We start from the raw sequence: 22,452 nt of genomic DNA, 5'->3' as shown, positions 1-22,452 counted from the left end.
AAAAACCATGAAGGAAAATGTTTATCTGGCGGGTGCGGTGCGCACTCCGATCGGACGTTTTAACGGCGGTCTGGCCGAGGTGTCGGCCGCCGAACTGGGAGCGAGCGTGCTGCGCGAGTCCCTTCGACGGGCGGATGTGGCGCCCGAGATGATCGATGAAGTGATCTTCGGCAACGTGGTCAGCGCCGGTCAGGGCCAGAACCTGGCACGACAGGTGACGATCCGCGGAGGATTGGCGGAGAGTGTCGGTGCGACCACGATCAACAAGGTCTGCGGCAGCGGCATGAAGTCGGTGATGTTTGCCACGCAGGCCATCCTGTGTGGCGACGCGGCCGTGATCGTGGCCGGCGGAACGGAGTGCATGAGTCAGGCGCCTTACCTGCTACCGAAAGCCCGTCAGGGTTATGGGCTGGGCAATGGCGTGCTGGTCGACAGCCTGATCCGCGATGGCCTGTGGGACATTTATGACGACTGCCACATGGGTAGTCTGACAGATGCCTGCTCGGCAGACTGCGGCTTCACTCGCGAGCAGCTCGATGACTACGCGGTCAACAGCTATCAGCGCGCCCAAGCGGCGCAGGCGAGTGGCTTCTTCGACAAGGAGATGATTGCCGTGGAAGGTGGCACCAAGCGCAAACCGGTGACGGTCTCAGCCGACGAGGAGCCGCAGCGTTTCGATGAAGAGAAACTGCGGCAACTGCGTCCGGCCTTTGGTCCGGAAGGTCTGACCACCGCGGGAAATGCCTCGAGCCTCAATGATGGAGCCGCCGCGTTGACCGTGATTTCGCAAGTGAAGCTGGATGAGCTGAATGTCACGCCGCAAGGGCGGGTGGTGGCTTACTGTTCAACGGCGCGTAAGCCGGGGCAGTTCACCCTCGCGCCAATCGATGCGGTCGCACGGGTGCTTGAGATGGCCGGCTTGAAGGTCGAGGACATCGACCTGTTTGAAATCAACGAAGCCTTTTCCCTGGTGCCTTTGGCCGCAATGAAGGATCTCTCGATCCCGCTGGAAAAGGTGAACCCTTACGGCGGTGGCGTGGCCCTCGGCCATCCCATCGGAGCCAGCGGAACCCGCGTGCTGGTGACTCTTCTCAACGGCTTGGCCGACCGCGGCGGCCGTTACGGCGTGGCTTCCCTCTGCATTGGCGGTGGTGAGGCCGTCGCCATGGTCGTCGAACGGCCGAACTAAACCAATCAACAAGCCATCAAAACCATGAACGGAACATCAATGAACCCTCCTGATCCCACCACGCTCTTCACCGAAAGTGCGGAGAAATTCACCAAATTCTGGAACGACTTCGGTGCCGATTTTGGCGGCATGGAGAACGCGGAAGTGCCGACGCCGGAATCGATGCGCAAGATGCGCGACGCATTCCTCAAAAAGCTCTCGGCCTCCTATGACGAGTATCTGCGGAGTCCCGATTTCACCGGGCAGCTTAGCAAGATGCTACAGCAAGGGGTGCAGGCCCAGCGCCAGATGAGCGAGATGATGGGGCAGGCAAGGAACGCCGTGCAGGAACCGTCGCGCCAAGACATGGATAGCCTGATGGAGGTGATGCAGCGGCTTGAACGGCGGATCAGCGACGGGTTCGAACGCCTCGACGAACGGATCGCCAGTCTGGAATTGACGAGCGAGAAGAAAGCCAAACCCGCAACAAAGCCTGTTTCCAGAAAAGCGGCGAAGAAAGCGGCGAAGAAGGCTGCGAAGAAGAGGGCGAAACGAACCAAATCCTGAATGAACCAAGCGCCGGGTGATCCGGTGCGCAACCCAAGACACGAAGATGCAAACTGCCAACCCATGGGCTGCGGCCCACCAGGCCATCCTGGACGAAACCACCCGGAACCTCGAGCGCTTCAAGAGCTTGCCGACGGTTCTGGAAAAGGCGAAGAAGGTCAAAAAAGGAGCGACGCCTTCCGAGGTCGTCTACGAGGAAGATAGTTTAAAGCTGCTTCATTACATTTCCGACAAGCCGGTGAAGCACAAGACGCCGATGATCTTCGTCTTCGCGCTGGTCAATCGACCTTACATTCTTGATCTGATGCCGAACAAGAGCGTGGTGTCCCACTTCGTTGATGCCGGCTACGATACCTACCTGATTGATTGGGGAGCACCGAAGCATTCCGACCGCCATCTTACCCTCGATAGTTATGTGAACGGCTACCTCTACAATGTGGTCGAGCAGGTACAGGCACGGACGGGTGCCAAGAAAGTAAACATCCTCGGCTACTGCATGGGAGGTGGCCTTTCGTCGATGTTTACCTCACTTCACCAGGACAAGGTGAAGAATTTGATGTTGCTGGCTGCGGGAATCGATTTTACCGACCGGACAGGTTTGTTGAACTTGTGGTCGGACAAGTCGATCTTCGATGTCGATTCCTTCGTCGATGCCTTTGGCAACTGTCCTGCAGAATTCCTCCAGGGATCCTTCCTGATGCTGAATCCGATCGGCAACTTCATCCAGAAGCCGCTGGCGTTCATGGAGAATCTCGACAACGAAAAGTACCTTGAGGACTTCCTAACCATGGAGACCTGGCTCAACGACAACATCCCCGTGGCGGGAGAAATCTACCGCGAGTATGTGAAGTACTTGTATCAGGAAAACCGTCTCGTGAAGGGGACCCTGCCGGTGGGCCGGCACGTGATCGATCTCAAGAACATCACCTGCCCGGTCCTCAACATCATGGCGACCCGTGACGATCTGGTGCCGTGTGCCCAAAGCAAGCCATTCAATGATCTGGTCGGTTCGAAGGACAAGGAAATCCTCGAACTGAACGCTGGACACATTGGCCTCGCGGTTGGTTCGCGCGCTCAGCGGGAGCTATGGCCGGATGTGGTTAAGTGGCTTAGCAAGCGGGACTGAGTCTCGTCCTTCGTCCCTCCTGCTCGTTTTCGAATCGATTGGCCCTTCAGGCTCGATATTTCGAGGAGGAGAACGAGGACGATTGGAGAGAATCGCTCAATCGCGTGCCATCCGGGACTGAGACCGATTTCGTTACTTGATCGGGCCGGAATAGAGAATCTCGGACCACGAAGCGCGTCCGACGACAGGGAGGTAAGGCGCGCAGGCGGCGTCTTCCTTGTCGGTGGCGAGTTGTTGGTAGAGTTTGAAGATTGGCTTTTCACCGAGGGGGTCGTTGGGGTCGTCGGGGAACTTTCGCAGACCGATGCGCAGGCCGCCTTCGTGGCGGTTGTCGATCCAGTTGTGGTAGTGCCACACTTTGATGGTATCAAGCCGAGCGATCTTTTTCCAAGCGTAGGCCATGCCGGCGGCTTGGTCGGTGAGCGACTTTTCGGAGTAGTCGGGCGAATTGAATCCGTTCTCGGAAAGGTGAACCGGCCGCGTCTTACCGTGCTTGTCGAGCATGTCCGGACGTCTCATCCAGGCGTCGAGCACTTCGATGTTCCGGGGGGTGATGCGATCGCTGTCGAAACTGAATGTGACCTTGTCTTCCCAGGTGCGGGGTTTCCTGAGGGAGGCGGGATAGGGGTGGTGGGCGAGTGCCCAGGGGAAGTCGCCTTCGGCTTTGGTCCATTTGGCGAGTTCGAGGAGCATGTACTTGGATCCGTAGAACTTCGGGTTACCCGGATCGGCCCAATGATGGGTGAGGGTAATGAAGGGGCGGGCGTTCGGGTCTTGGCTGCGGGTGACGAGATCAACGAGGCGCATCGAGCGATGGTAGAGGTCGAAGAAGTAGGCGAGTGGCTTTTCGCCGCAATTCGTCCACGACCAGCCGGCGTCGACTTCATTGTGAACGATGTAGTGATGGATGCGGCCATGCTTTCCGTCGGGCCGCGAATAGCGGGTGGCGAGGAGATGAAGGGCTGCGCCGTAAGCTGCGACGCCTTCTTCGCTGTCCATGGCCGGCATGGCGTAGACTCCTGATGGATCGGCGTCATGGTGGCCGATCAGTTCGGCGGTGCGTGATGGCTTCTTGTTAGGGTTTCTAACACCGGATTTGTTGGCGTTGGAGATCAGCAGGACGACGCTGACAAGGGCGTCATTCTTCGCGGCTTCGAGAAAGGTTTTGTCGAAGTTGGCGAGCGCGTTTTGGTTGGCGTGAAAGGTGCGGCCCTGCCACTTGAACGGGACGGTGTTCTTGCTTGGAGAGAGCGAGATGAGGCTGTCGACGATGATATTGACGGTGACGGCGGAGATTCCGAGTTTTTCGAGATCACCCCTTGGCTGTCGCATTGCGGACCATCCACCGAGGCCTTTTTTGGTTCTGGGTTCCAGGGCGGGAAGCTCGGGATAGGCGGCGGGGAACTCATCGGCATAGCGCGCGTGGGAGACGGGAAGCCTTTCGCCGTCGATGACTCGGACCAGCTGCCAGCGTGAGGTCAGGCGATCGTATTCCCTTCCGAGTCGATCGCGGGTCCGGGGGAAGGAGTGGGTGGAGGTGGTGTTCGGTTTGACGCTGAGTGGTGCCATGAACTCGAAGCGTTTGGGGTCGTCGATGCTGCGGTGAATTGGCAGTTCAGCGAGGAAGAGGTTTTGGGTTTCGGCGCCGGTGGTCAAGGTGACGGTGACCTGGTTGCTATCGATCACGACTTGATCGATCCGGGCATCGGAAGTGGTTTCAAGATACTTCTGAATCAGCTTGTTCCGGATTTCGACGGCAGCTTCGTTGGTGGAAGGAGACTTGCCAGTGCCTGGCGTGACGAGTCGGGCTTTTCGAATGTTGAGGGTGGCGGTCGGGGCAAGTGGGAGATTCAGGACCAGGCTCTTCCAGTAGGGTGAAGGTTCGCCTTTTGCTACGAGAGGTGCCGTATATTTCGTCCAGGCTTCGCTGTGTCCGACTTCCGGGAGGGCGCGTTTGCGTTTCACTCCGGAAGCCAAGGTGAGTTCAGCGCTGACGTTTTTGCAGCCGCCGAGGGAGAAGACTTCGAATTCAAGGACTGTCGCTTTCGGATCAATGGCGGCGGTAGGGACGAAGCGCAGTTCGACGGGTCCGCCCTCGGCGATCATGGCGTGATTGCCTCCGACCACATTGACCCGTTCGTCACCTGGTGCAGAAGCCTCGATCCGCAAGGCAATCTCCTTGGCATTGAGAAGCGGCAGAAGGAGGAGGCTGAAAAGTACGATAGGCAGTTTCAAGATAGAGCGATTACGAGCCCGAAAACGCTTTCTTACAGAATAAGGAAACGTTTCGTGTCGAGCTAGGCCTCGGCCGTGATCTGGCCGTCTTCGGCTACTGCTCTCCGTAGATCGGGGGTTTCCAATCCTTGGGAAGTTTCGCCTGCGGGCGCACGCCGTAGGCAGTGGCGGGGATCGGACTTTCCGAAGGGGAAATCAGAGGGAGGTCATCGGGTAAGTGTTTGATGCGGAAGTCCTTGAATTGGACTTCCATGGCGGGTCCGACGTGAACCTGGACGGCGAGGACACCATCGAGTGAGCGGCCTTTTTCGTCGAGATCGATCAGGTCGGCGGTGGGTTTGCCATCGATCCAGTGCTGGTGGTGATTGCCGCGGACCAGAATGCGGAAGTCGTGCCACTTGCCCGGCGCGGGGTCGAGGACCGGCATCTGGTCGATCACCCATGGCTGACCATCGGGATCGATGATCACCTTTTCGCCGGCGTGGGAAAGAATCCGTCGGCCCCGTTCTTCGTAGAGCATGCCATTGTATTTCGGGGTGTTGGCGACGACGTCGCATTGGTAGCCCGAGAGCACATCGAGTCCGAATTCGGGACGTTGGGTGCTGCGGTACTGGATGCCGCTGTTGCCGCCTGCTGTGATCTTCACTTTGGCTCGGAGATCGAAGTTCCGGATCGTTGAGCCGGTCCACGCGAGGAAGTGATTGCGTTTGAGGGATCCGTCGGCGGTGCCGGTGATGGCACCATTTTTGACCGACCAGTATTCTGGATCGCCGGTCCAGCCGTTGAGGTTCTTGCCGTTGAAGATTCTAACAAAACCATCCTTGTCGGCCTTGTGGCTGACCATCGCAGTCGACTCGGGGTTGGGAACGGTGGAGGGATTGAATCCTCCCTTGAGGGGCTGGAGTGGGCCGCCGAGTTCGTCGACCACCGCAGCGGTGCGGGCACGCAGATCTTTGAGGACCTTCGAGTATTCGGGATCCTTGGCGAGGTTGACGAGTTCGTCGGGGTCCCGCTGGAGGTCGTGGAGGAATTCTTCGTCGTGGTCGAAGTAGCGTCCGTATTTGAAGCGTTCACTGCGGATGCCTTCGAAGGCGGGGATCCGGTTGCGCACCGCGAAGTGTTCGTGGAAAGTCTCGGTCCGCCAGTCGTCAGGTTTCTTTCCATTGACGATCGGCTGAAGGCTGCGGCCCTGATAGCGCTCAGGTGGCTTGATCCCGGCCCAGTCGAGGAAGGTGGCGGGGAAGTCGAGGTTGAGGACGGGGGCGTCGCTCACCTGGCCGCGCTGGTTTTTGGGAACGCGGGGATCGGTGATGATCAGCGGAACGCGGGTGGATTCCTCGAAGTGCGACCACTTTCCGGCGAGTCCCCGGTTGCCCATCAGGTAACCATTGTCGGCGGAGTAAACGATGATGGTGTTGTCGGTGAGACCGGCCTCATTGAGTGCTTTGAGGAAGCGACCGATGGCACCGTCGATACCACTGACCATGCGGTAGTAGGCCCGGATGTTGGTCTGGTATTTTTCCGGCGTGTTCCATCGCCAGAAGTAGCGTTCGCGAGTGATCGACGTTTGAAAGCATTCCGGCAGCGCCTCGAAGATGGCCGGGTCGTTGAGGCGGGGAGGATCGATGGTGATGTCATCGTACATGCCATCGACGGCTTTTGGCCATGGGAAGTGCCCGATGCCAGGTCGCCGATCGCTGTCTTCGGCGTGGCAAGCATTGAACCAGAGGTTCAGGGCGAAGGGTTTACCCTTCGGCTGGTTCATGATGAAGTCGATGCCGCGATCGACGATGACTTCGGTTTCGTGGCGCAGGCTGCCGTCGGGTTGTTTCTTGAAGAAGGGATCGCGTCCGATGGCTTCAAACTCATCGAAGTGATCCTCGCGCTTCCAGCCCTTGGGCATCTTGGCGTGCCATTTACCAAAGAAGCCGGTGCGGTAGCCCTCCTCACGGAGGATGTCGGAGTAGAGCGTCTCGACCGCATCGGGGCGGGCGAGTTCGGGGTTGCCTTCGGTGCCATAGCTCCGACCGGTCAGACCGGTGAGGATGGTGGTGCGGCTGACCCAACAGATCGGCTGGCTGACGAAGGCATTGTCAAAACGTGTGCCCTGCTCGGCCAAGCGGTCGATGTTCGGTGTCTTGATCACCTCGTTGCCATAGCACCCGAGAGTATTGGTACTTTGATCATCGGTCAGAAAGAAAACGATGTTGGGGGGATTCTTCGCTTGAGAAGGAATGATCAGCAGGCACCAAGCGAGGGCGATGGCGAAGAGGGTTGAGACGGAGCTCGAGGGTTGCGGCGATTTCATGGGCTACGGCTCCGATCAAATCACCTAAGAAACGCTTCGTAAAGTCCTCCGTCGACGTTGATCACCTGGCCGGTCGTTTTTGAAGCCTTGTCGCTGGCCATGAAGAAGATTGCTTCGGCCTGATCCTCGGGGGTGATCGGGGATTTTGTCAGGGTTCGCTGGGCGTAGTATTCGGCGAGCTTGAGGCGCAGGTCGTCGGTTTCCTCGCTTTCGGAGAAGGCGATGTCGTATTTGGACAGGGACGCCATGACCCGGTCGCGTGGAAACATCAGCGAGCCTTTGACGACGGTGGCCGGTGCGACGGCATTGACCCGGGCGTAGGGGGCGAGTTCGACGGCGAGCTCGCGGACGACGTGGTTGGTGGCGGCTTTCGAGGAGTCGTAGGCCACCGAGCCTTTCTTTGAGACGACACCGTTCACCGAAGTCGTGATCACGACCGCGCTTTTCATGTGCTTGCCTTGCGCTTCGAAGATTGGTTTGGCGGTGTGGCCGATGAGGTAGGGGCCGATGGCGTTGATCTTGAAAACGAGCTCCATCTGTTTGGTGGAGAATTCGCCGTCGGAGCTCGGGGCGAGGAAGATGCCGGCGGTGAGTGCTACGACGTCGATGCCTCCGTAGGCATAGACGACTTCCTCATAGCAGGCCTTGATGCTTTCCGAATCGGTGATGTCCATGCGGCAGCCGATCGACATGCCGCAGTTGGAGACTCCCGTGCCGGCGACACCGATGCCTTTTCCGAACATGCTGGTGATCTCTTTCGCGGTTGCTTTGGCGGCCTCTTCGTCGAGGTCGGCGCAGACGATATGAGCGCCGTCGGTCGCGAAGCGGATCGCGGTTTCCTTGCCGATCCCGGAGCCGGCACCGACGACGATCACCACCTTGCGGGCGAATTCCTTCTCTTTCGGCATGCGTTGGAGTTTGGCTTCTTCGAGCAGCCAGTACTCGATGTCGAAGGCTTCCTGGCGGGGGAGGCCGATGTATTCATCGATCGCTTCCGCGCCACGCATCACACCGATCGCGCAGTTGTAGAACTCGGCAGTGACGCGGGACTCGGACTTGTTTTTGCCGAAGGCGATCATGCCGAGTCCGGGAATGAGGATCACGGTCGGGTTGGGGTCGCGCATCGCCGGGGAGTTGTCGTGTTTGCAGGCTTCGTAATACTCGGCGTAGTCGGCGCGGTACTGCTCGAGCGAGCTGGTGACGACGGCCTTGAGCGACTCGATGTCGCCACTTGCCGGGTCCCACTCCACGTAGAGCGGCTTGATCTTGGTGCGGAGAAAGTGATCGGGACAGGAAGTGCCGATTTCGGCCAGTCGCTTGGCGTCGTTCGAATTGATGAACTCAAGCGCCTGCTCGGTCCGGTGGACGGTGGCGATGAAGCGGGTCTGTTGGGACACCTGGCCACGCAGGAAAGGCAGCAGTTCGACGGTCAGCTTGCGAGCGCTGTCTTCATCGAGTGAACCGTATTTCTGACCACCGAAGGTGTCGGCACCACGGTCCTTGGTTTCGATGTAGCGGCCGGCCTTTTCGATGAGATCGAGGGTCAGTTCGTAGCACTCCTTGTCGTCGTCCGCCCAGTTGATCAGGCCGTGCTGGCCCATGTTGATGCCCTTGGCGTTCTTGTTGGTTTTATAGACTTCCTCCATCTTCAATCCGAGGTCGAAGCCGGGGCGCTGCCAGGGAAGGTAGGCCAGTTCGTCGCCATAGATTTCCTTGGTCAGGGCCTCCGAGTTCTTGGTTGCGGCAAGTGCGATGAAGGCAATCGGATGCATGTGGTCGACGTGCTTGGCCCCAATGAAGCTGTGCAGCGGCGTGTCGATCGAGGAAGGGCGGGGGTTGAGGTTGAAGGTGGTGTGCGGATACATGTGCACCATTTCGTCCTCGATCGGAGTCTTGACGCCGTTGGGAGTCGTCTTGGCGTAGATCTTCTGCAGGCCGATCAGTTTGTCCTGATAGAGCGAGGAGAAGTTCTCGACCTTCGAGGTGCGCAGGTCGCCGCCGGAACCCTTGACCCACAGGACTTCGACCTGCTCGCCACTGAGGGGGTCGGCTTCCTCGATCTTGGACGAGGTGTTGCCTCCGCCGGTGTTGGTGATGCGCTGATCGGAGCCGAGGATGTTGGATCGGTAGACGAGGCGTTCCACGGGGCTCAGAGCGTCGGCGGTGGTGTCATCCCAGAGGGAATTGACGAATTTGTAGTCAGTGTAACGTGAAGACATGATGTGGGATAAAAGTTGGTAAATTGCTTTGCTGGGGCCTCCTTAGGGTCGAATCCGAAGAAAAACCAAGAAAAATATTGCAAAAACCAATTAAAACACAGAAAAACCCACATCTGAACGCGACATGCTTGCTTCCGAACGCCATCAACAAATCCTACGCCTCCTCGATGAGAGGGGTTCGCTGCGAACCGTCGACCTCGCTCAGGAATTCAGCGTGACCGATGAGACTGTACGCCGGGATCTCCAGCTGCTTGCTGACGGCCATCATCTCACCCGGACTCATGGCGGGGCGACCTGTCTGAACGGCAGGCCGAAGTTGCAGTCCTTTGCCGAGCGTCGGGGGATTCGGGTGGAGCAGAAATCGGCGATCGCGAAGGCCGCGCTTTCCTTGATTGAGCCCGGAAGGACCTACGCCTTCGACAGCAGTACGACCTCCTTCGAGCTGGTCCGTTCGCTTCCGGATTTGTCCTACCGTGTGGTGACGAACGCCTACGCCGTCATCGACCACTTGATTCGCTTGGATCATGTCGAGCTGATTTCGACCGGTGGACGCTATCACCAGAAAACGCAGACGTTCGTGGGGAGCGACAGCGTCTCGGCGCTCCGGCGTTTCAACATCAATACCGCGTTTGTTTCCTGCGTGGGTCTGGATGCCAAACGCGGTGCCAGTGAAGCCTTTGAAGAGCAGGCGGGTTTCAAGCAGGTGCTCGTCGATATGGCGGATGACGTGGTGCTGCTGGCGGATTCGAGAAAGCTGGGAAAATGCTCCGAGTATTTCTTCGGGGAAACCCGGTGTTTTTCCCGGGTCATCACGGACCTTGCGGCGGATGTTGGAATTCTTGACCAGCTTCGCGATTGCGGTTGCGAGGTGATCATCGCAGAATAGGTCCTTTCTCCGACAGAAACTCATTTATGAATCAAAAAAGAGTCTACCTTGCCGTTGATCTTGGGGCTGGAAGCGGCCGTGTCCTCGCAGGCGAATTTGATGGCGAGCGTATCGAACTCCACGAACTCAACCGTTTTGAGAACACGCCTTTGGAGCTTCCCAGCGGCTGGCATTGGAATATCACCAGCCTCTATCAGAGCATTCTCGAGGGGTTGAAGCTGGCATATAAGAAATACGGCGATGCGGCCGTAAGCGTGGGTGTGGACACCTGGGGAGTGGACTACGCGCTTTTGGATAAAGGAGGAGCCATGCTTGGACTGCCTTTCCAGTATCGTGATTCGCGGACAGAGGGGATGATGGATCTCGCCTACTCCAAGGTCGGCAAAGAGGAGATCTACAAGAAGACCGGGATCCAATTCATGTTCTTCAACTCGATCTTCCAGCTTCTTTCGGAAGTGGAGTCGAAGAGCGGTGCTCTGGGCGAGGCGCAGGACATGCTTTTTATCCCGGACCTTCTTACTTACTGGCTTTCGGGCGAAAAGTCGCAGGAGCGGAGTTTCGTCAGCACCACACAACTCTACAACCCGGTCACCAAGGACTGGGACTTCGATCTGATCGAGCAACTTGGAATACCGAAACACTTGTTCGGTAAGATTTCGGACCCCGGGACGATTCTCGGAACGCTGCGCAAAGCCGTTTGCGAGGCGACGGGATTCAAGGATCTCAAGGTGGTCACCGTCGCAGGTCATGATACGGCAAGTGCCGTAGCTGCGGTGCCGAGTGAAGCGGCGACTCCGGCCTACCTCAGCAGTGGGACCTGGTCGCTTATGGGGCTGGAGCTGCCCGAGCCGATCATCTCGGATCAGTCCTTCGATGATGCCTTTACCAATGAGATTGGAATCGGCGGCAAGGTGCGCTTTCTGAAAAACATCTGTGGCCTCTGGCTGATTCAAGAGTCCCGGCGCTATTGGCAGAGCCAGGGCGAGGACTACTCTTTCGCGCATTTGGCGGCGATCGGGGTCGAGGCCGAACCTTTCCGCTCGTTCATCGATCCCGATGACGAACGATTTGCCCAAGCTGGCAAGATGCCCGAGAAAGTCTGCGACTACTGCCGAGAGACGGGTCAGGATGTGCCAAGGAATCCGGGCGAGGTCATTCGCTGTATTACCGAGGGGCTTGCGATGCGTTATGCTCAGGTCTGGAAGAAGCTCATCAAGTACGCGGACTCGCCTCCGGAGGTGCTGCATATTGTCGGTGGAGGTTGTCAGAACGAACTTCTCAACCAATTCACCGCGAATGCCCTCGGTGTCACCGTCAAGGCCGGCCCGGTGGAGGCAACCGGCCTCGGCAATATCATTGCGCAAATGATGGCGGATGGAACGATCTCCACGCTTGCCGAGGGGCGGGCGATCGTCGCGGCATCCTTCCCTGTGACAGAATACACGCCGGTTGGTGATGAAGTCTGGCAACAGGCGAGTGAAAAATTCTCGATGATCACGAATCGCCCCTGAGTTTTATTGAGTTTCTCACCAAGTCTACCTACTGATTAGAAACCTGCCCGAGGGACGTTGCTCATCTTGTTTTCGTTCCCATAAATCATTCCCAAATCAATCGCCCGTATTGGGGTCGCGACCCCACCACTTCTCATGAACTATTCCAGCCATATTGATAACCCTGATGTTGTTCTCATCGGTAGCGGCATCATGTCTTCAAATCTCGGAGCCTTGCTCAAGCGGCTGTCCCCCGAGCTGAAAATCCAAGTCTACGAAGTCACCGACGACGTTGCCGAAGAAAGCTCGAACGGCTGGAACAATGCCGGCACCGGCCACGCGGGAATCTGCGAACTCAGCTACACGCCTCATCGCGAACCCGATGGCAGCGTCGATGTTTCGAACGTGGTCAACATCTTCGAACAGTTCGAAAAATCCCGGCAGTTCTGGGGTTATGCGGTTTCCGAAGGAATGATCGACAAGCCAAAGGAGTTCATCAATCCCGTACCCCATCTCAGCTTTGTGCACGGCCAGGAACAGGTGGATTTCCTCAAAGCCCGCCACGCGGGAATGGCGGCCCACCATTTCTTCTCGGAAATGGAATATGCCACGGACCGCGAAACGATCGGATCATGGGCACCACTGCTGGTGGAAGGTCGGGGTGAGGTGCCGATCGCAGCCACCAAGATGGACTCCGGAACCGACGTCAACTTCGGCAACATCTCCCGCAAGCTTCTCGCATGGCTCGAAGGCCAGGACGGATGCGGAATGGCGACCGGTCATCGCGTTACCGATCTTACCAAGACGAGCCGCGGCTGGAGTCTGAAGATCAAGGATCTGGCAACGGGCGAGACCCGCACGAACACGGCCAAGTTCGTCTTTGTCGGTGCTGGCGGCGGAAGTTTGCCGCTCCTTCAGAAAAGCGGCATTCCTGAAGCCAAGGGCCTGGGTGGCTTCCCGATCGGCGGCCAGTGGCTGGTCTGCGAAGATCCTAAAATCGTCGAAAGACATCAGGCCAAGGTCTACGGTCAGCCGCTCGATGCCGCACCGACGATGGCGGTGCCTCATCTCGATACCCGGATTCTGGACGGCAAGAAGACTCTCCTTTTTGGCCCCTTCGCAGCATGGACCACCAAGTTCCTGCATAAGAAGGGAAGCATGACCGACCTCCCGCTTTCGGTGAAGCCGGACAACATCGCCACGCTGATCAAGATCGGAATCCACAATCTCGATCTGGTAAAATATCTCGTTCAACAGGGGACTCAGAGCATGAATGACCGGATGGAAGTGATGCATGTCTTCTACCCTGCCGCCGAAGCGAAAGACTGGAAGTTGATTGACGCCGGCATCCGGGTGCAGGCGATCAAGAAGACGGATGGAGAAGCAGGTATCGTCCACTACGGAACCGAAGTGATCACCAATGCCGATAAGACGATCTCGGCGCTGTTAGGCGCGTCACCCGGTGCCTCCGTATCGGTGCACATTGTCCTCGAGGTCTTGAAAAAGTGCTTCCCGCAATTGCTCGAAACGGCCGAAGGGGCGGCGAGGATGAAAGCAATGATTCCCACGTACGACGTCGACATCCGGCTCCCGGAAAACGCGGATTACTTCAAGGAAGTCTCCGCCAAGGCGACGAAGAATCTGGAGCTCTGAGCCGCAGGAAAATCAGAACAGGTCCTTCATCTTGCCCAGCAGGCCACCGGCTATCTGGGAAAGATCAGGGGTCTTGCCTTCGAGCATATCATCAACCATCGGTTGATACTGCTCGGGGAGTTTTTCCTTTACGAATCCGGCAACGGTCTCGATCGCTTGGTCGACTTGTTCCGGGCTGAGGCCGATGGCGGCGAGGCGTTCCTTGAGCTCGTTCATGGTTCGATGGTTTGCTGGAAAAGTACCGGGGACAGGACTCGAACCTGCACAGATTGCTCCGCCTGAACCTAAATCAGGTGCGTCTACCAATTCCGCCACCCCGGCGTTGGGAAATCTTTCGCAGCAGGATGGCCGGTTGGCCAGACAAAGCTCGATCACCTTCGAAATTCATCCTTTCAGGCTGCGGCTGGCAATCCGCGCTCAGTTGGCGGAGGGGTCACTGGAATTCGTGAGTTTTCCACGTTCTTTAGAGTAGAGGGCCCAAAGCGAGTCGAGCCTGGCGGTGATCGATTCCCGGTCGCCAACGATCAGCCAGTAGCGGTATTCGTAAGTCGATCGGGGTCCGAGATGGACCCTCGAGACCGGGGCGATGTGGACGCATGGCCCGCCTTGCGGATCATCAGACATCGTCGCCACGTGGGGACCGAAGTTCCAGGACTCCCCGGAGCTGGGGCTGAAGACCGCAATGCCCTGACCCTCGGCATTGAAGCAAGCCATCGCCCGGAGTGGCGGCCGTGCTTTTCCCCATGGTGGGCCGACCTTCTGTTCGACAGTTTTCCACTGACCTCCTCCAAGGTAGACCATGAACTGATCGAAATTGCGCGTGAAGTAGCAGGCGGGCACTTCCTGGGGGCTATGCTTTGCCGGGCCCCAGCGGTCGCCGGGTTGGCGCTTCGACACCAGACGATTCCGGACGACGACCACATCGGGCATATTGGGCTCGAATCCTGTCCACTGCTCCATCGTCGCCTCGGCCTCCTCATCGGGCATGTCCCAGAGCTTCGGGATCGTTTCCCCGTAGAGTGTCACTCCGTCGATTTTCTCGAAACGGCTGACGCGTGCCCACGAGCCGACGCCTCCCCCCTGAATCGGATTCCACGACCAGGGGCTCCAGCTCTTGCTTTGTCCGTCTGCCTGACGATCCAAACTACGGCCTGCATAGTAGGACTGCTGGATCAGTCGGCCCGGGTCATGGATGTTCACCACGTTTCCGGGATAATCTTTCCACGAAAGCCAGGTAATGGAAGCCCCTTTGCTGCGGTCGATACCGACCTTGATCTTGTCGTTTTCGATGAAAAGCAGCTCTCCGGGTTCTGACGATGGCTGAGCCATCACGGGAGAGAAAAGGCCGAGGATCAGCGTGATCGTTGGAATGCAGGTTCGCACGGATCAGGAATCCTTTTTGGCTTTCGCCTTCGGTGCGGCAGGCTTCTTCTTGGCACCGGGCTTCGGCCTTGAAGTTGGCTTGAGTTTGCCGACCCCCTCGCGCTCCGGATGATAGGCGGAAAGTTTGAAGTCGGGGTTGGGGATCGGAGTCACGGCTTTGGTGTCAGCAAGAAACCGCTCAATCAGAAGATCGAGTTCCTTCACCCGTTCCGGTTCCTGCTTGGACCGATCGTTCTTTTCACTCAGATCCTCCTTGAGATTGTAGAGTTTCCAGCGGTGACCGCCGTCTTCTCCCTCATGGAAAAGGCGGATCAGCTTCCAGTCGCCACGCCACACGGTGATCGATGGCGGCAGCCACTCTGGAATCGGGGGATTGTGGGGGAAGTAGCTGAAGATCGCCTCGCGATCGAGCGCTCCACCCTTGAGGGCTGGAACGATGCTGATGCCATCGAAGGGCTGATTCTTCGGTGCCTCGAGATCGAGCGCATCGATGAGGGTCGGATAAAAATCGCAGCCTTGGATGATGGCATCACTACGGCTTTCAGGAGTGACCAGGCCGGGCCACGCGACGATGCACGGCACACGGACTCCACCTTCGAAGACGTTGGCCTTGCCGCCTCGTAGCGGGGCGTTGCTCGTCGGAGTGGTGCCATCGACTTCGTTGTACATGTTTCCTCCGTTGTCCGAAAAAAAGATGACGATGGTATTGTCCGCAATGCCGAGGCGGTCGATGGCGTCGAGCAGGGTTCCCACCGCATCATCCATGCTCTCGATCATTGCAGCGTAGGTCGGGCTTCGTTGCGGATCCTCGGGATCGACGAGTTTGCGATATTTTTCAATCAGATCCTTCTTGGCATCGAAGGGTGCGTGAACACTAAACATCCAGTAGTTGAGGAAGAAGGGCTTGTCCCGGTTCGCTTCCATGAAGGCAACGGCCTCCTTGGCCATGCGGTCTTCGATGTGTTGGTTCGGCACGTCCGGATCCGGATCGAAGTTCGGGTATTTCCATGGAGCGACGAAACTTCCGGCCGGTCCCGGACCGGGCCAGTTCGGGATGTCGACATCAAAGCCGTGCTCCCGAGGAGAGTAGGGCTTCGTGCCGAGATGCCACTTGCCGAAATGCCCGGTGGCATATCCCGCCGCCTTGAGAGTCTTGGGCAAGGTGGCGTATGTGGTATTGAGGCGGCTTACCGGTGTGGGAGCAATCGCCTTGCTGCCTGCCGGTGCCTTCTTGCCTGGACTCGCCTTGAGGGTGACGGCGGGCAAGTGGCAGTTCGGCGTCGTCAACCCCGTCCGGGCCGGGCTCAGACCGGTGAGGATGGCGGAACGGGTGGGGGAGCAAAGGGGACTATCCGAGTAGGCGCGGGAGAAAGTCATTCCCCGCTTGGCCAGCCGGTCAATATTCGGGGTCTGATAAAGCTTGGTGTGGCCGTAGAGTGAGGTGTCCGACCAGCCAAGGTCGTCCGCCAGAATGAAGACGATGTTTGGCGGCTTCGTATCGTCTGCTGCAAGCAGTGCAGGCCAAAAAGACAAAGCCGCGGCGATGAAAATGGATCTGAGTCGTGTCATGGGTGGGAAAACAGGAATCGATTCCTGTGATTTAATACAGTCTTTTCGGGCGATTGTATCAGCGAAGTTGAGAAAAGGTGGATGCTTCGCTCGGTGCCGATCCCGGCTAAGTCGCGCTTCGAAGAGTACTGGCTCGAGCTTGGCGGGAAAATGCCGGGGAGCTTGGTCGAACCAGATCATCCCGTCCCTTTCCAGACCTCCCATCTCATTGGAAATGAAGATGGTGGGCAGAGAAGGATTCGAACCTTCGTAGGCTCACGCCAGCAGATTTACAGTCTGCCCCATTTGACCGCTCTGGTATCTGCCCATTGGTTGCGGAGGGGGCGGAGAAGTAGGAAGCAGGGATGCCTTTGGCAAGGGAAAAACGGTCCGCTCGCATCGGATGACCGGATTCTCCTGCGCCGCTCACTTGCTCGCTGGCAAATAGCGGTAATAGACCTCGAGCACCAGGATCGCCAGCGCGCTCCGGTAGTGGCGCCTTTCGAGATCATCGAGTCGCTTATCATTCATGCGGGAGCCATCGCCCGCCAGGAACCGGAATTGAGGCCGTTTCGTTTCGAAAGGACCAGGGGACTTCATGTTGATGCTTCGTCAGCCGAAATGGCCGGATCTCGAAACGAAAGACATCGGAAGCCTGGCGGCGTTCTTTTTCCAACTATGCCATCGCTCATCGGCCATCTTCCATCTATCGGATCCCCATGCCAATCGACGTCCCACTTCTCGCCCGCATCTGTGAGTCCCCCGGCGCTCCGGGATTTGAAAAGCAAATCCGCAAACTCGTCCTCAGCGAACTCAAGGGTCTCGCCGATTCGGTCAGCACTGACAACATGGGCAACGTCATCGCTTTGAAAAAGGGCCGCTCCTCCAAAAAGAAGACCATGGTCGCCGCCCATATGGACGAGATCGGCTTCATCGTCACCCACATCGACGACAAGGGCTTCATTCGATTCAATCCGGTCGGCGGCTTCGATCCGAAAACCCTCTCGTCGCAGCGCGTCATCATCCATGGAAAGAAGGACATCCTCGGCGTGATGGGCTCGAAACCCATCCACATCATGTCGCCCGAAGAGCGCGGCAAGAAGGCCGAGATCAAGCACTTCTTCATCGATACCGGCATGTCCAAGCAAGACGTCGACAAGCTGATCAGCATCGGCGACTCGGTCACCCGCTACACCGAACTCAAGGAGATGGGGGAGTGCGTGAATGCCAAGTCCCTCGACAACCGCGTCTCCGTCTTTGTCCTGCTGGAAACTCTCCGCGCCCTCAAGAAATCAAAGAAGAAGCCCGCCTATGATTTCTACGCGGCCTTCACCGTTCAGGAGGAAGTCGGCCTGCGTGGCGCCCACGTTGCCGCGCTTCAAGTGAAGCCCGATTTCGGTTTCGGCCTCGATACCACCATCGCCTACGACGTCCCCGGCTCCGTGCCTCAGGAACGTTGCACCGCGCTGGGGGAGGGGGCTGCCATCAAGCTGATGGATTCCTCCGTGATCTGCGACTACCGCATGATCGCCTACATGAAGGAGGTCGCGAAGCGGAACAAGATCAAGTGGCAACCCGAGATTCTCGCGGCCGGCGGCACCGATACCGCCAGCCTTCAGCGCATGGTTCCCGGTGGCTCGATATCCGGCGCCGTTTCGATCCCGACCCGGCACATTCATCAGACCATCGAGATGTCCCACAAGGAAGACATCGCCGCCTGCATCAAACTCCTCACCGCCTGCGTCTGCGAACTCGATCAAGGAAAGTGGGCCTTCTAAAGCGCGTAGCGCCCCCACCAGGAGCGATAACCTGCAGTCCGGAGCTTTGATGGGTCGGGCCCTCAGGGGATCGATTCGCGACCGACAAAGAGCGAGGACTCACGATCCCCGAGGGTCGATGCGTGGAGACACCGAGGGATAGATCCATCTCAGGGGCGCTCAGCCCTACCGCCGCCGGGGACGACAAGTCTCCCCCTTGACCTACCCGCCACACCACTCAAGTGCCTTTCACTGATCACTGCCAACTGATCACTCGGCACTCCCGCGAAGCGGGCTTAACTCCCTCAGTTTGCGCGATTTCCTCAGGAATCATCGCTGGGCTTTCCATCCATGCGCTCCGCTCATACCAAAGTTTTGCAATCCGTAAGCGGCTCATTTCCAGTCTCTCAAGTGAATCACCGCCAGCAAGTCGTCTAACATTTTAAAATTTGCGCGCCCACTTTCACCCGATGGAAGACCGCAAAATTTTTCTTGGCCCTAGGTGACCACTACGCCCCATGGCCCGGGTTTCGAAAGGGGCCTGATTTTCCGGCCTATGGCACACCGTGACGGTTTTGTCAAATCGTCTGTGAAAAACGAAGACACTACATGTGGTAGTGTTAATAATTTGTGGATACCATATGAGCAAAACAAACTTGTCCCAAAAGGCCGATTTCGGCATGGTTCACAACGCTGTGCGACACCAGCAAAACAACTTCACTGATCTAAAGCACTCCAGCTGCAACCCCTGATAACACGACTCCCAACCATGTCATCCACCACCACCGTCACCCTCGGCACCCGCACATTTGTTCTCGATAAGGAAAAAGCCGAACAGGCCTTCAACGCCAAGAGAGTCATCAACGGCAAGGACACCATGTTCTTCAACATCCTGCCGCTCAAATACCAATGGGCCTACGACCTCTACAAAACGAAGAAGAACAACCATTGGGAGCCCGAGGACATCCCGATGCAGAAGGACGTCGAGCAGTGGCGCTCCGATGAGATCTCCGACGTCGAACGCTGGATCATCAAAATGGGCATCGGCTACTTCTCCGCCGCCGAAGGCATCGTCGGAGACAACATCCTCCACGTCGTCCGCGAAGTCGTCACCGCACCCGAGCTCAAGCTCGTCCTCGGCCGCCACGCCCACGAGGAAAACATCCACGCTGATTCCCTGGTCTACATGCTCAGCTCGATCGGTCTCAACCCGCACGAAGCCGAAGCGATGTTCGAGGACGTCCCATCGATCACCGCCAAGAATCACTTCGTCACCTCGAACAGCAAGGCCATGCGCCGCGACATCGACCTGACAGTGACTTCCAACAAGCAGGACCTCGCCAAGAACATCTTCCTTTTCGGCCAGGTCATGGAGGGCACCCAGTTCTACGGTCTCTTCGGCATGATCCTCAGCCTCTACCGCCAGAACAAGTTCCCGGGCATCGGCCAGATGTTCCGCTACACCCTGCGCGACGAGTCGAATCACATCGAAGTCTTCCGCAACCTCCTCATGGATCTCATCGACGAGAACCCCGATATCTGGACCGAAGAGTTCCGTCAGGATCTCCGCGACACGATGAGAGAAGGCATTCGCCTCGAGAAGGAGTTCATCCGCGACTGCCTGCCCGTCGCCGGCATCGGCCTCAATGCCGCCGACTTCGAGACCTACATCGACTACATCGCCGACCGTCGTCTCGCCTCCTGCGGCCTCGCCCCGCTCAACGCCGAAGGCACCTGTTCGAACCCCTTCCCATGGCTCGCCGAAATGATGGACATCAAGAAGGAGCAGAACTTCTTCGAAGGCCGCGTCACCGAGTATCAGAAAGCTTCAGCACTCGGTGATGTCGACGACGACGACCTCTAGTGTGCCGAGGCGTCTGTTCTGGCTACTGGCCTTTTGGGGTCAGGATTCAGGATTCAGGGGTTAGGGGCTAGAATTACCAAAGGCACTCCGCCACAAAGCTCTACCTGCCTTTCTGACCCCCAGCCCCTAGATCCTGATCCCCAAAGCCCGCATTACCAAGCCGCTCCCTTTGCATCACCCGCCCAGAAAGTCGCTCCACATCCAGTCAAACCACTCCCGCCAGCAACACGTCCACCCGTTAAACAAAAAGACCACACCCCGCCTCCTCACACACATGTACACCAATCTGAACCTCGACGAAGATCTCAACCTCAAGCAAGTCATCACCGACCGTTTCGCCGTCACCAGCGACACCGCCGACTCACGTGGCAGCGCCTACTCCTGGCGTGAAGTCCTCCACGCCGACCGCCGCAAGCCGATCACCGACATCACCGTCACCCGCGGCAACGAAGAAGCCCACTTTTCCCTCGAAAACGTCGCCGATGCCATCGGCGAATCCCTCACCGACCTCCTCATCGCCCGCAAGCACGAGGACGAAACCATCTTCACCGAAGAGAACCGCAAGTTCGTCTCCGACGTCGCCCACACCGTTGCCAACTCACTCACCAAGACTCTCGACGACGGCGGCCGCCTCCGCCTTTCCGAAGGCGATCTTTATCTCCTCATCGAGAAAGCCCTGCTCGAGAATGATGCCTACGACGTCGCCAAATCCCTCGCCTTCCGCCGTTCCATCGAGAAGGGCGGCAGCATCTCCGCCGGCACCGCCCCGCACGCCCTGCCCGTCCGCCTGATCCGCCGCAATGGCAACGTCGTGCCTTGGAGCGAAACCAAGATCGAGATCGCCGTTAGAAAAGCCTTCCTCACCATTCACGAAATTCCCGAGCCCGCCACCGACATCGCCAAAGGCGTCACCGAGCGTGTCCGCAATGGCGACAACTCCTTCGTCCACATCGAGGACGTCCAGGACATGGTCCAGGAAGAACTCATGAAGCAGGGCCACTTCAAGGCCGCCGCCCACTACATCCGCTACCGCGACGAGCGCGCCCGCATGCGCATCGACCTCGAAGACAGCGCCGAAGACCCCTCGCAGGATCTCTTCATCACCGTCATCACCGACGACGGCGAAACCAAGCTCTGGGACGGCACCGAACTCAAGAAGCGCATCCAGTTCGCCTCCATCGGCCTCACCCTGACCCTCGACGAAGCTGAGATCGAACGCGAACTCCGCCGCTCCGTCGGCGCCGAAATCAAGGAAAAGGACCTCAAGAACACCATCATCCTCAACGCCAAGTCGCTCATCGAAAAAGACGCCGACTTCGCCAAGTTCGCCGCCCGCATCCTCCTCTCCTACATCTACGAGGAAGTCCTCGACTGGAGCATCGCCAGGGACGGCGTCGAGAAAATCAAGAAAGCCCACCAGGTCGCCTTCAAGCAATATCTCAAGCACGGCGTCGCCATCAAACGCCTCTCGCCCGAACTCCTCGAAGTCTACGACCTCGACAAGCTCGCCGAAGCCTTCGACCCCTCCGCCGACCTCGACTTCGACTACCTCGGCATCCAGACCCTCTACGACCGCTACCTCATCGTCGACAAAACCGGCGACAGGCACCGCCGCCTCGAGACCCCCCAGTTCTTCTGGATGCGAGTCTCCATGGGCCTCTTCAAGAAAGAGGAAACCAAGCGCGAAGACTGGGCCATCCGCCTTTACAACCTCTACAAAGGCCGCCGCTTCTGCTCCTCCACCCCGACCCTCTTCAACAGCGGCACCCTCCACAGCCAGCTCTCCTCCTGCTACCTCTACAAGGTCGATGACTCCATCGAGTCCATCATGATCCGCGGCGTCGCCGAAAATGCCTTCCTCAGCAAATGGGCCGGCGGCCTCGGTGGCTCATGGACTGCCGTCCGCGGCACCGGCGGCTACATCCAGGGCACCAATGGCGAAAGCCAGGGCATCATTCCCTTCCTCAAGCTGCACAACGACCAGCTCGTCGCCGTCAACCAGGGAGGCAAGCGCCGCGGCTCCGGCTGCGCCTACCTCGAGTCCTGGCACAACGACATCGAGGACTTCATGGAACTGCGCAAAAACACCGGCGACGAACGCCGCCGCTGCCACGACATGAACACCGCCAACTGGATCCCCGACCTCTTCATGAAACGCATGGAAGAGCGCGCCGACTGGACCCTCTTCCGCGCCAACGAGACCCCCGACCTCCACGACCTCTACGGCAAAGCCTTCGAGCAGCGCTAC

The 22,452-nt window shown here is 58.2% G+C and carries 15 protein-coding genes and 2 tRNA genes; 9 read left to right on the top strand and 8 right to left on the bottom strand.

All coding sequences use genetic code 11. The features are described from left to right. Positions 1-7 precede the first annotated feature (7 nt). The 3 genes from WBG04_RS04565 to phaC are packed head-to-tail and all read left to right on the top strand — an operon-like array spanning position 8 to position 2,861. Positions 8-1,189: a thiolase family protein gene (locus WBG04_RS04565; RefSeq protein ID WP_424313196.1), complete on the top strand. Its 1,182-nt coding sequence runs from the start codon at positions 8-10 to the stop codon at positions 1,187-1,189. A gap of 24 nt (positions 1,190-1,213) precedes the next feature. Further along, positions 1,214-1,735, top strand: a complete 522-nt coding sequence (locus tag WBG04_RS04560; RefSeq protein WP_424313195.1) for a poly(R)-hydroxyalkanoic acid synthase subunit PhaE — start codon at positions 1,214-1,216, stop codon at positions 1,733-1,735. Positions 1,736-1,781: 46 nt separating this feature from the next. Beyond that, positions 1,782-2,861, top strand: a complete 1,080-nt coding sequence (gene phaC, locus WBG04_RS04555) for a class III poly(R)-hydroxyalkanoic acid synthase subunit PhaC (protein ID WP_424313194.1) — start codon at positions 1,782-1,784, stop codon at positions 2,859-2,861. A 132-nt stretch (positions 2,862-2,993) separates the two neighbouring features. On the opposite strand, the gene WBG04_RS04550 is transcribed toward phaC, so the two are convergent. From WBG04_RS04550 to WBG04_RS04540, 3 genes are all read right to left on the bottom strand, one after another. Next, positions 2,994-5,096, bottom strand: a complete 2,103-nt coding sequence (locus tag WBG04_RS04550) for a DUF5722 domain-containing protein (RefSeq protein WP_424313193.1) — start codon at positions 5,094-5,096, stop codon at positions 2,994-2,996. 94 nt (positions 5,097-5,190) lie between these two features. Continuing rightward, a complete protein-coding gene (locus tag WBG04_RS04545; RefSeq protein WP_424313192.1) occupies positions 5,191-7,404 on the bottom strand; it encodes a sulfatase-like hydrolase/transferase in 2,214 nt (737 codons plus the stop codon). A 20-nt stretch (positions 7,405-7,424) separates the two neighbouring features. Then, positions 7,425-9,623, bottom strand: coding sequence for a bifunctional rhamnulose-1-phosphate aldolase/short-chain dehydrogenase (locus WBG04_RS04540; RefSeq protein WP_424313191.1), 2,199 nt, complete (start codon positions 9,621-9,623; stop codon positions 7,425-7,427). 124 nt (positions 9,624-9,747) lie between these two features. Here WBG04_RS04540 and WBG04_RS04535 point away from each other — a divergent pair, with 124 nt between their 5' ends. The 3 genes from WBG04_RS04535 to mqo all read left to right on the top strand — a co-directional run bounded on the left by WBG04_RS04535 (position 9,748) and on the right by mqo (position 13,652). After that, positions 9,748-10,509 carry a DeoR/GlpR family DNA-binding transcription regulator gene (locus WBG04_RS04535; RefSeq protein WP_424313190.1) on the top strand — a complete coding sequence of 254 codons (762 nt, stop codon included), beginning with the start codon at positions 9,748-9,750 and terminating at the stop codon, positions 10,507-10,509. A 26-nt stretch (positions 10,510-10,535) separates the two neighbouring features. Continuing rightward, positions 10,536-12,020, top strand: coding sequence for a rhamnulokinase (locus WBG04_RS04530; RefSeq protein ID WP_424313189.1), 1,485 nt, complete (start codon positions 10,536-10,538; stop codon positions 12,018-12,020). Between the two features lie 135 nt (positions 12,021-12,155). Next, on the top strand, positions 12,156-13,652 hold the full coding sequence (gene mqo / locus WBG04_RS04525; protein WP_424313188.1) for a malate dehydrogenase (quinone): 1,497 nt from the start codon (positions 12,156-12,158) through the stop codon (positions 13,650-13,652). A 12-nt stretch (positions 13,653-13,664) separates the two neighbouring features. Here the strand turns inward: mqo and WBG04_RS04520 are convergent, their stop codons facing one another. The 5 genes from WBG04_RS04520 to WBG04_RS04500 form a co-directional block, all read right to left on the bottom strand. Then, on the bottom strand, positions 13,665-13,868 hold the full coding sequence (locus WBG04_RS04520; RefSeq protein WP_424313187.1) for a hypothetical protein: 204 nt from the start codon (positions 13,866-13,868) through the stop codon (positions 13,665-13,667). Positions 13,869-13,891: 23 nt separating this feature from the next. After that, positions 13,892-13,973 (bottom strand) — tRNA-Leu (locus tag WBG04_RS04515). Positions 13,974-14,069: 96 nt separating this feature from the next. Beyond that, on the bottom strand, positions 14,070-15,035 hold the full coding sequence (locus WBG04_RS04510) for a hypothetical protein (protein WP_424313186.1): 966 nt from the start codon (positions 15,033-15,035) through the stop codon (positions 14,070-14,072). A 3-nt stretch (positions 15,036-15,038) separates the two neighbouring features. Next, positions 15,039-16,604 carry a sulfatase gene (locus WBG04_RS04505; RefSeq protein WP_424313185.1) on the bottom strand — a complete coding sequence of 522 codons (1,566 nt, stop codon included), beginning with the start codon at positions 16,602-16,604 and terminating at the stop codon, positions 15,039-15,041. A 221-nt stretch (positions 16,605-16,825) separates the two neighbouring features. Continuing rightward, a tRNA-Tyr gene (locus tag WBG04_RS04500) sits at positions 16,826-16,911 on the bottom strand. A gap of 391 nt (positions 16,912-17,302) precedes the next feature. Here WBG04_RS04500 and WBG04_RS04495 point away from each other — a divergent pair. The 3 genes from WBG04_RS04495 to WBG04_RS04485 all read left to right on the top strand — a co-directional run. Beyond that, entirely contained in the window at positions 17,303-18,361 is a 1,059-nt protein-coding gene (locus WBG04_RS04495) for a M42 family metallopeptidase (protein ID WP_424313184.1), read from the top strand. 748 nt (positions 18,362-19,109) lie between these two features. Further along, on the top strand, positions 19,110-20,204 hold the full coding sequence (locus tag WBG04_RS04490) for a ribonucleotide-diphosphate reductase subunit beta (RefSeq protein ID WP_424313183.1): 1,095 nt from the start codon (positions 19,110-19,112) through the stop codon (positions 20,202-20,204). A gap of 274 nt (positions 20,205-20,478) precedes the next feature. Then, positions 20,479-22,452 (top strand): ATP cone domain-containing protein (locus tag WBG04_RS04485; RefSeq protein ID WP_424313182.1); only part of this gene is annotated, 1,974 nt, incomplete at its 3' end.

This window comes from Haloferula sp. (assembly GCF_049672945.1).
GTDB lineage: Bacteria > Verrucomicrobiota > Verrucomicrobiia > Verrucomicrobiales > Akkermansiaceae > Haloferula.
The sequence above is the reverse complement of the archived record's forward strand: the minus strand, read 5'-3'. Positions and strand labels throughout refer to the sequence as shown.

Coding starts and splice junctions, on each gene's coding strand:
- WBG04_RS04565 (WP_424313196.1), top strand. CDS start 8: ATGAAGGAAAATGTTTATCTGGCGGGTGCGGTGCGCACTCCGATCGGA.
- WBG04_RS04560 (WP_424313195.1), top strand. CDS start 1,214: ATGAACGGAACATCAATGAACCCTCCTGATCCCACCACGCTCTTCACC.
- phaC (WP_424313194.1), top strand. CDS start 1,782: ATGCAAACTGCCAACCCATGGGCTGCGGCCCACCAGGCCATCCTGGAC.
- WBG04_RS04545 (WP_424313192.1), bottom strand. CDS start 7,404: ATGAAATCGCCGCAACCCTCGAGCTCCGTCTCAACCCTCTTCGCCATC.
- WBG04_RS04540 (WP_424313191.1), bottom strand. CDS start 9,623: ATGTCTTCACGTTACACTGACTACAAATTCGTCAATTCCCTCTGGGAT.
- WBG04_RS04535 (WP_424313190.1), top strand. CDS start 9,748: ATGCTTGCTTCCGAACGCCATCAACAAATCCTACGCCTCCTCGATGAG.
- WBG04_RS04530 (WP_424313189.1), top strand. CDS start 10,536: ATGAATCAAAAAAGAGTCTACCTTGCCGTTGATCTTGGGGCTGGAAGC.
- mqo (WP_424313188.1), top strand. CDS start 12,156: ATGAACTATTCCAGCCATATTGATAACCCTGATGTTGTTCTCATCGGT.
- WBG04_RS04520 (WP_424313187.1), bottom strand. CDS start 13,868: ATGAACGAGCTCAAGGAACGCCTCGCCGCCATCGGCCTCAGCCCGGAA.
- WBG04_RS04505 (WP_424313185.1), bottom strand. CDS start 16,604: ATGACACGACTCAGATCCATTTTCATCGCCGCGGCTTTGTCTTTTTGG.
- WBG04_RS04495 (WP_424313184.1), top strand. CDS start 17,303: ATGCCAATCGACGTCCCACTTCTCGCCCGCATCTGTGAGTCCCCCGGC.
- WBG04_RS04490 (WP_424313183.1), top strand. CDS start 19,110: ATGTCATCCACCACCACCGTCACCCTCGGCACCCGCACATTTGTTCTC.